Source organism: Shewanella sp. BC20 (assembly GCF_003129585.1).
GTDB classification, from domain to species: Bacteria; Pseudomonadota; Gammaproteobacteria; order Enterobacterales; family Shewanellaceae; genus Shewanella; species Shewanella seohaensis.
Genome location: NZ_NHRI01000035.1, coordinates 1 through 9611, shown reverse-complemented (window position 1 = coordinate 9611; position 9611 = coordinate 1). Strand labels below are relative to the sequence as shown.

The window sequence follows — 9611 nt, the reverse complement described above, 5'->3', positions numbered from 1 at the left end:
CCATGTTTCTCGTTTCCTCTTACTTGTGGTGAATAAGAAGGTCTCTTTTAACATGGGCGTTATTCAGGCTATAGCCTTAAGGGACAATCACCACCGCCAGAGGCGGTGGTTTTGGGATGACAATAAAAAAACCAGCCTGACGACTGGTTTAGTGTGGCATTGCCTTAGGGATTATCCAATCCCTAAGGCAAAATTGCGTTACGCCTTAACGAGCTCCAATAAAGCCTCTAATGGATGTTTTGGCTTGTAACCGGCGAAACGTTTCACTTGGCTGCGACATGAATAGCCCGAGACTAACACCTGCGACGCGTCTATCTTGCTTAATGTGTCTTTCCACGACATATCAAACAAGGTCTTAGAACGCTCAAGATTCTCAGCCTCATGGCCGTAGGTACCCGCCATGCCGCAACACCCCAAATTTACCGCCGTCAATTTAGCGCCAAAGTGAGTGAAAATTTTGCTCCACTCATTAGCGGTATTGGGTTTAACCGTAGACTCAGTACAATGGCTAAACCAAGTAAATTGTTTATCTTGCATGGCTTTAGCTGGAATATCCTGCAGAATGCCAAGGAGCCATTCATTAGCCAGTTTCACCTCAAACGCACCGCGATTCGCCCCTAAGATTTCTTTATATTCATCGCGATAACAGAGCACTAAAGCGGGATCAATGCCCACCATAGGCATGCCTAACTTATGCACTTGGTTTAAGAAATCTGCACTCGACTGCGCCATTTTAGCAAATTTATCCAAGAAGCCCTTAATATGGGTCGGTTTACCATTGGGTTTAAAGGGTAATAAAACGGGCTTTAATCCTAATGTCTCAATCAGTTGGATAAAACGATACACCAAGCCTGCGTCATAGAAACTGTTAAAGGGATCTTGCACCACTAACACAAATTTTGCGCGCTCATCAGCGGGAATGGCCTGCAATGCCGCCAGATCATAACCACGGCTCGCATGACCATCGAGCCGTTGTTTTAATGTCGGTACCGACAGCGCTGGCGCATCGACATAGCCGATAGCTTTTTTGATCACCCATTGGCTGAGCGGATTCTGCGAGGCAAAATTGGTCAGCCTTGGCGCAGCCGCCATAATAGGCAAACTGTCCTCGATGCCCGCCACCAGATAATCTTTAGCCGGACGCAGATAACGTTGATAATAAATATTAAAGAATTGCGCCCTAAATTTAGGTACATCCACTTTCACTGGACATTGGCTCGAGCAAGCTTTACAGGCCAAACATCCCTTCAGCGATTCCATCACTTCGTGGGAATAATCATAATCGCGCTTCGCATTGATGGTATTTTGCATGCGCTGCAAAATACCTAAGGGTTTAGCTTTGGCCAGCGCATTAACATCGACGCCTTCGGATTCGAGCAAACGCAGCCACTCACGCATTAAGCCGGCGCGACCTTTGGGCGACTGAACTCTGTCCCCCGTCACTTTAAATGACGGACACATTGGAGAGAAACTGCTGTAGTTAAAGCACAGACCGTTACCGTTACAATTCATTACATCAGGAAAAGCATCGCGCACTTCAACCGGAATTTGCCGGTCAAACTTGCCACGCTTGGTACTATCAACATCAAAACACAGGCCACCCGCTTGCTTGGGCGCCACTAATTTGCCTGGGTTGAGCCGATTATCAGGGTCAAACAGGCCTTTAATGTCTTGCAGTACACCGTAAAGCTCGTCACCAAACACCGATGGACCGTATTCGCCTCGCACGCCCTTACCGTGCTCGCCCCACATCAGACCGCCATATTTGAGAGTCAGCGCCGCGACTTGGTCAGAAATCACCCTCAGCAGCTTTTCATCTTCGACATCGCACATATCCAGCGCAGGCCTAACGTGTAACACACCCGCATCCACATGGCCAAACATGCCGTATTGCAAATTGTGACTATCGAGTAGCGCACGGAACTCCATAATATAATCGGCGAGCATTTCGGGCGGCACCGCGGTATCTTCGGCAAACGCAATGGGTTTACGACGTCCCTTGGTAGCACCGAGCAGGCCCACGGCTTTTTTACGCATGCCGTAGATTTTCTCAATGCTGGCCTTATCTTGAGTGACTTGATAACCAACCACACCACACTCACCACGGCTGATTTGCTCGGTCAGCACGGCTTCGAGTGCTGCAAGCTTTTCGCTCACCTCACCGGCATCACCTGCAAACTCAACCATATTGAGGCCATCGATCACTTTGCCCGGCACTTCTTGAATAAGGTCTGAAACCGAATGCCAAACAATGTCCTCACGGGCAAGGTTAAGCACTTTTGAGTCCACGGTTTCGACCACAGTGGCCCGCGCCGCCACTAAGGATGGCGCATGGCGCAGTGCGGACTGGAAGGAATCGTACTTAATGTTCACCATCGCCCGTTCACTCGGCAGTGGTGTAATGTTGAGTTTCGCTTCGGTGATCACCGCCAGCGTGCCTTCAGAGCCAGTTAATATGCGCGAGAGGTCGAACTGGGTTAAGCCGTTGTTCCAGACATTCTTTAAGTCATATCCGGTTAAAAAACGATTGAGCTTAGGGAATTGTTGTTCGATCAGCGCACGCTTCTCGCGGCACACCTCGGCAATTGCCGAAATCAGTTTTTGCCCCAGTGGATTATCGCTCACGTTATCGGGGTTACATAACAGTCCCGCATCGAGGGGACGAGTGTCGAACACGCTGCCATCAATCAATACGCTGCGCAGCGCCAGCACGTGATCAGAAGTTTTACCGTAAACTAAGGAGCCCGCGCCCGAGGCATCGGTATTAATCATGCCGCCGATGGTGGCACGGTTTGAGGTTGAGAGATCTGGACTGAAGAAATAACCGTGGGGACGCAGCGCATCGTTTAGCGCATCTTTGACGACCCCCGCCTCGACACGTACCCAGCCCTGCTCGGGGTTCACTTCCAATACGCGATTCATGTAGCGAGACACATCGAGGATCAAGCCGTGGGTCAGTGATTGGCCATTGGTGCCCGTACCGCCGCCTCTGGCACTAAAAGTCACACCCGCAAATTCAGCTTTTGCCGCCAGCGACAAGGCAATTTGAATATCTTTTTGATGCTTAGGATAAAGCACCGCCTGTGGCAAAAATTGGTATACGGAGTTATCCGTGGCCTGCACGAGACGCGCGCTATAGCGCTTATCGATATCACCGGCGTAGCCACTTTGCGCTAAGGCATCAAGATAGGCTAGATAGACAGGTTCTAAGGTTTGTTGGTGTGATAACAGAGGTAACATGAGCGGCTTCAGTCAATTATTGTTATGCGGCCCATTATAAACAAAAAAAAGCCGCTAAAAAGCGGCTTTTTTAACACCTTTATAAAATTACAACCGAGATCAACCGTGCGCTTCGGCTAAATATAACCAAGTATCAATCACTGTATCAGGGTTTAACGATACGGTATCGATGCCTTGTTCAACTAACCAGGCGGCGAAATCAGCGTGATCTGAAGGTCCTTGACCACAGATACCGATGTAAGCGCCCTTCGCCTTAGCCGCTTTAATGGCCATAGACAGCAGGATCTTAACGGCTTCGTTACGCTCATCGAACAGGTGGCTGATGATGCCTGAGTCACGGTCAAGGCCGAGTGATAGCTGAGTTAAGTCGTTTGAGCCGATAGAGAAACCATCGAAGTGCTCAAGGAATTGGTCCGCTAACAGCGCGTTTGACGGTACTTCACACATCATGATGACGCGCAAACCATCTTTACCACGCTCTAAGCCCTGCTCTTTCAGCAGTCCAATCACTTGTTCGGCTTCTTTAACAGTACGGACGAATGGGATCATCACTTCGACGTTTTTCAGACCCATTTCATTACGAACGCGTTTGATCGCTTCACACTCAAGCGCGAAACAATCGCGGAATGATTCAGAGATATAACGGCTTGCACCACGGAAGCCCAACATTGGGTTTTCTTCCTCTGGCTCGTAACGGTCACCACCGACTAAGTTCGCATATTCGTTAGACTTGAAGTCTGACATACGCACGATCACTTTCTTCGGATAGAAAGCAGAACCGATTGAGGCGATACCTTCGACTAAGCGGGCAATGTAGAACTCAACTGGAGAGTCGTAACCTGCGATCATCTCGTTGATTTCTTCCTGCAACGCAGCGTCTTGTTGGTTGAATTCAAGCAGCGCTTTCGGGTGAATACCGATCATGCGGTTGATGATGAATTCTAAACGCGCTAGACCCACACCTTCGTTTGGTAAACGAGCAAAATCAAATGCACGATCTGGGTTACCCACGTTCATCATGATTTTCATCGGTAATGGAGGCAGAGCGTCGACGCGGTTAGATACCACTTCGAACTCTTGCTTACCTTCGTAGATGTAACCAGTATCACCTTCGGCGCAAGAAACCGTCACTAACTGACCATTCTTGATACGGTCGGTCACGTCGCCACAACCTACTACTGCTGGTACACCTAATTCACGGGCAATAATCGCCGCGTGACAGGTACGGCCGCCACGGTTAGTCACGATGGCGCTGGCGCGCTTCATGATAGGTTCCCAATCTGGGTCAGTCATGTCGGTCACTAACACATCGCCAGGTTGGATTTGATCCATGTCAGCAATTGAAGTTAATACCTTAGCCACACCTGAACCGACTTTATGACCGATAGCACGACCTTCAGAGATCACCGCGCCACGGCTCTTTAAGTGGTAACGTTCAATTAATTGTACGTCTTCACGGCTACGAACCGTTTCTGGACGTGCTTGAACGATATAGAGTTTGCCATCGTTACCGTCTTTTGCCCACTCGATGTCCATTGGACGACCATAGTGTTTTTCGATAACCATAGCTTGTTTAGCCAATTCCATCACTTCGGCGTCGTTGATAGAGAATTGACGACGTTTTTCAGCAGCAACGTCTTCAATTTTCACTTGTTTGCCGTGAGAAGCATCATCGGAATACACCATCTGGATGAGCTTGCTACCGATATTACGGCGAACAACGGCTTTATGGCCTTGAGTGAGGATGGGTTTGTGAACATAGAATTCGTCAGGGTTTACCGCACCTTGAACAACCATTTCACCCAGACCGAAAGATGAAGTGATAAACACCACATCGTTGTTGCCTGATTCAGTGTCCATGGTGAACATCACACCTGATGCCGCTTTGTCTGAACGAACCATGCGTTGTACGCCGGCAGACAGGGCAACACCGTGGTGCTCATAACCTTGGTGAACACGGTATGAAATTGCACGGTCGTTAAAGAGTGACGCGAACACGTGCTTAATCGCCACGAGTACTGAGTCAAATCCTTTCACGTTTAAGAAGGTTTCTTGCTGACCAGCAAAAGAAGCATCTGGCATATCTTCTGCGGTAGCAGAAGAACGCACCGCGAATGATGCATCGCTCGTTTCAGCGGCAAGTTTGTCGTAAGCTTCACGAATCGCTTGCTCTAGAGCTGGTTGGAACGGGGTATCGATAACCCATTGTCTGATCTGTGCACCTACTTGCGCCAGTGCATTGACATCATCTACATCCAATGTTGCTAGGATGTCATAAATCTTCTGGTTTACTCCACTTTGTTCAAGGAACTCATTGAACGCATAAGAAGTAGTCGCAAATCCGCCAGGTACTTGAACACCGGCATTAGCTAGATTGCTGATCATCTCGCCAAGAGAAGCATTTTTACCGCCAACTAAGTTGACGTCACCCATGCCTAATTCCTGATACCAGAGTACGTATTGCTGCACAGTTCTATCTCCGCAAGTTTATTTCAGTGGCCCCTTCACACGAGGGCAGCGGCATTTTACACTCCCGCTGAAGAAGCGTAAATCTATAATTTTATTTGTAATTTTATTACTACAAGAGGTCAGTATGGCACCAAAGGTATTTTACATCTCCGACGGGACGGCGATCACAGCTGAGGTTTTTGGGCATGCAGTACTCTCGCAATTTCCATTAGAATTTGAGTCACTTACAATTCCATTTGTTGAAACATTGGCAAAAGCTGAGAACGTTAAACGACAGATTAATGATTGTTTTATTACAACAGGTGAAAGGCCGTTAGTGTTCCATTCGATCGTAAAACCTGAAATTCGGGACATTATTTATTCGAGTGAAGGACTCGATTACGATTTTTTAAATACCTTCGTTGCACCACTTGAACAACATTTAGGCGTTAGCGCCTCTCCGGTGTTACATCGCACCCACGGAAAAGCCAATCACGGCTATGAAGCTCGTATCGATGCCATCAATTTTGCGATGGACAATGATGATGGCCAAACTATGAAACATATGGATCAGGCCGATTTAATCCTGCTTGGCGTGTCTCGCTGTGGAAAAACCCCGTCCAGCCTCTATTTATCGATGCAGTTTGGTATTAAAGCGGCCAACTATCCGTTCACCGAAGACGATATGGATAACCTGAAACTGCCCGAAGCGTTAAAACGCAATAAGAAGAAGTTGTTCGGCTTAACCATCGATCCGGTACGTTTACATGAAATCCGCCAAAGCCGCATGGAAAACAGCCGCTACTCGTCCTTAAAGCAGTGTCGTTTAGAGGTCAAAGAAGTCGAGATGATGTTCAAACGTGAACGTATTCCTTATATCGACACCACCAACCACTCGGTCGAAGAAATCGCCACTAAGATTTTAGACGTGACAGGCTTAGAACGTCATATGTTCTAATCTTGATGATTTCGAACGAGACAATCGAGTCCCTCGATTTAGGCTAAATAGGTCTAACTTAAATCAAATTCATTGCACAGTTGCCGACAATTAACACAATTGGCACTGTGCAATGCTGTTCGATTCGTTATAATCCGAGGCAATCTGGCGAAAAGCGCCGCACGCAAGCTCGGTATTTTGAATGACCATTAAAACAGACGAATTACGCACTTCCTTATTAGCTAAAGTCATCTCACCTGCACAACTGGCATCTGAGTACCCGTTAACCCAAGATGCAGCCGATTATCTCGTACAACAACGTCGTGAAGTCGAAGCCATTATTATGGGCGAAGATCAACGCCTATTAGTGATCATTGGCCCCTGCTCTATCCATGATACTCAAGCCGCCCTCGACTATGCGCGCCGTTTAGCGGTATTGCACCAAGAGTTAAAGGACGATCTCTGCATTTTAATGCGTGTGTATTTTGAAAAGCCCCGCACTATCGTCGGTTGGAAGGGGTTAATCTCCGATCCTGATTTGGACGGCAGCTTCGAGCCAAATAAAGGTTTACGTATTGCCCGCGAGTTATTGCAGCAAATTACTGAACTGAAGTTACCGATTGCCACCGAATTTTTAGACATGGTGAATGGTCAATATATTGCCGACTTAATCACCTGGGGCGCTATCGGTGCTCGCACCACCGAAAGCCAAGTTCACCGCGAAATGGCTTCGGCGCTCTCCTGCCCCGTTGGCTTTAAAAACGGTACCGATGGCAATATTAATATCGCCGTCGATGCGGTGCGCGCAGCAAAAGTGCCGCATATCTTCTATTCACCGGATAAAGACGGCGCCATGTCAGTGTATCGCACCCATGGTAACCCTTACGGACATATCATTTTACGTGGCGGTAAAAAGCCCAATTACTTTGAACAAGACATTGAAAAAGCAAGATTAAAACTTGAGTCTGTCAATGTGACGCCGCGCGTGGTGGTCGATTTTAGCCACGGCAACAGCGAAAAGAACCACCTGAAGCAGCTAGTTGTTGCCGACAATATCATGGCGCAAATGCGCGCGGGCAGCACGGCAATTGCCGGGGTGATGGCCGAAAGTTTCTTACAGGAAGGCAATCAAAAAGTGGTTGAGGGTCAACCTCTGTGTTACGGCCAAAGCATCACAGATGCTTGCCTGCATTGGGATGACTCGGAGAAATTACTGCGCGATCTGGCTAAGGCCTCTCGCGATAGACGTGAGTTTCTCGGTAAATAAGTCGATTACCCACGGCAAAAGGCTTCCACTGGAAGCCTTTTTTCTTTTCGTTTTACCTTAACACCTAACGATATAGGCGTTTTCTACCATTCAAATTGAAAACTCACTATAATTGCGCCTCTTTAAAAATGCATAACCTCAGGTTGCCGTATGCCAAACTCGCTCGACTCTAGCCGCCCTGCCTTTTCTGACGCCATCGAACAGCGGATCAATCAATCCGAAGCGCGGGTGATCAAGGCTGTATTTCCGTCTATCACCAATCACCACAACACCTTGTTCGGTGGCGAAGCGTTAGCTTGGATGGATGAAACCGCCTTTATTGCGGCGACTCGCTTTTGCCGTAAAACCTTAGTTACCGTCAGCTCCGACAGAATCGACTTTAAAAAACCGATCCCAGCAGGCACCTTAGCCGAACTCATCGCGCGTGTGATCCATGTGGGTAATACCTCGTTAAAGGTGGAAGTGAATATTTTCGTCGAAGACATGTATCAAGATCACCGCGAACATGCGATCCGCGGTGTATTCACCTTTGTTGCCGTTGACGAACAACGCCATCCGACTCAGGTGTGGACAGCTGAATAAGATTTAGTCAGTCAAAATAACGTACTCTCGCCCTTAAACACGCCCGTTTGAGGGCGTGTTTTTGTTTGAATAATCCGCCCACCTTTGATAGACAAAAGTATAACAACCAGAAACATATAAAAATTTTGTCAATCTTACTGCATAAAGCAATAGGATCCTCGATTACTTTTCTGTTACATTGGGTTTAATCTTCACGTGCCACGAACATAACCAACAAAGCCATGAAGCTAGAAAACTTAAATATTATTATTGCCGATGACCATCCATTGTTTCGAAATGCACTACGCCAAGCCCTCAGTAGCGCCTTTGAACACACCCAATGGTATGAGGCCGACAGTGCCGATGCCTTGCAGTCAGTTTTAGATTCGCAAAGTGTGAGTTACGATTTGGTTTTGCTGGATCTGCAAATGCCTGGCTCCCACGGCTATTCGACGCTTATTCACCTGCGCTCCCATTATCCTGAACTGCCTGTGGTGGTGATTTCAGCCCATGAGGATATCAATACCATTAGCCGTGCTATCCATTATGGCGGCAGTGGATTCATCCCGAAGTCAGCGTCGATGGAAACCTTAAAAGAAGCGCTCACCGCCGTATTATTTGGGGATATCTGGTTGCCCGCTGGTGCTGAAATCATCTCGATTGAAGATGATGATACGGATAAGATGGCCAACAAACTCTCCGACTTGACGCCGCAGCAATACAAAGTGTTGCAGATGTTCGCCGAGGGCTTACTTAATAAGCAAATCGCCTATGACTTAGGTGTGTCTGAAGCCACCATCAAAGCCCACGCTACCGCGATTTTTAGAAAGCTGGGAGTCCGTAATCGTACTCAAGCCGTTATTGCCTTAGGCCAGCTTGAAATGGATAAAGTGGATTTGACCTAATTCGGCCATGACTGCTGTCAATTTCAAGTAAAGAATCCACCTTCTGAAGAAGGTGGCTTTGTTTTAACCCCCTAAAAGGTGGCCTTTATTCAAGAGCAAGTTGACCCTGCTCTTGCCTCTCTACTCTCTCTTGATGCCTAACGTATCTACGGATTATTTCCTCGTTAATTCCAATCGAATCGACGAAGTATCCTCTCTGCCAAAAATGATTTCCCCAAAGTTTATTCTTACGTAGGTAAGGAAATTTACTGAA

The 9611-nt window shown here is 47.6% G+C and carries 7 protein-coding genes; 4 read left to right on the top strand and 3 right to left on the bottom strand.

The annotated features are described in order from the left end of the window. Nucleotides 1–198 precede the first annotated feature (198 nt). Nucleotides 199–3240, bottom strand: a complete 3042-nt coding sequence (locus CBX96_RS21315) for an FAD-binding and (Fe-S)-binding domain-containing protein (protein ID WP_109287990.1) — start codon at nt 3238–3240, stop codon at nt 199–201. Between the two features lie 99 nt (nt 3241–3339). Continuing rightward, on the bottom strand, nt 3340–5709 hold the full coding sequence (ppsA, locus tag CBX96_RS21310; RefSeq protein WP_109287989.1) for a phosphoenolpyruvate synthase: 2370 nt from the start codon (nt 5707–5709) through the stop codon (nt 3340–3342). A gap of 124 nt (nt 5710–5833) precedes the next feature. On the opposite strand from ppsA, the gene CBX96_RS21305 reads away from it, so the two are divergent. From CBX96_RS21305 to CBX96_RS21290, 4 genes are all read left to right on the top strand, one after another. Continuing rightward, the gene (locus CBX96_RS21305; protein WP_011622371.1) at nt 5834–6646 is read left to right on the top strand and encodes a pyruvate, water dikinase regulatory protein; all 813 of its coding nucleotides are present in this window, start codon (nt 5834–5836) and stop codon (nt 6644–6646) included. A gap of 181 nt (nt 6647–6827) precedes the next feature. Next, nucleotides 6828–7892, top strand: a complete 1065-nt coding sequence (locus CBX96_RS21300; RefSeq protein WP_109287988.1) for a 3-deoxy-7-phosphoheptulonate synthase — start codon at nt 6828–6830, stop codon at nt 7890–7892. 150 nt (nt 7893–8042) lie between these two features. Then, entirely contained in the window at nt 8043–8474 is a 432-nt protein-coding gene (locus CBX96_RS21295) for an acyl-CoA thioesterase (protein WP_011622369.1), read from the top strand. A 221-nt stretch (nt 8475–8695) separates the two neighbouring features. Further along, nucleotides 8696–9358, top strand: coding sequence for a response regulator transcription factor (locus CBX96_RS21290; RefSeq protein ID WP_109287987.1), 663 nt, complete (start codon nt 8696–8698; stop codon nt 9356–9358). An 85-nt stretch (nt 9359–9443) separates the two neighbouring features. On the opposite strand, the gene CBX96_RS21285 is transcribed toward CBX96_RS21290, so the two are convergent. After that, nucleotides 9444–9611: transposase (locus CBX96_RS21285; protein ID WP_181382167.1), on the bottom strand; the 168-nt coding region annotated here is incomplete at its 5' end.

Bases quoted from the DNA above. Each gene is read 5' to 3' on its own strand.
- CBX96_RS21305 (WP_011622371.1), top strand. From the start codon at position 5,834: ATGGCACCAAAGGTATTTTACATCTCCGACGGGACGGCGATCACAGCT.
- CBX96_RS21290 (WP_109287987.1), top strand. From the start codon at position 8,696: ATGAAGCTAGAAAACTTAAATATTATTATTGCCGATGACCATCCATTG.
- CBX96_RS21300 (WP_109287988.1), top strand. From the start codon at position 6,828: ATGACCATTAAAACAGACGAATTACGCACTTCCTTATTAGCTAAAGTC.
- CBX96_RS21295 (WP_011622369.1), top strand. From the start codon at position 8,043: ATGCCAAACTCGCTCGACTCTAGCCGCCCTGCCTTTTCTGACGCCATC.
- CBX96_RS21315 (WP_109287990.1), bottom strand. From the start codon at position 3,240: ATGTTACCTCTGTTATCACACCAACAAACCTTAGAACCTGTCTATCTA.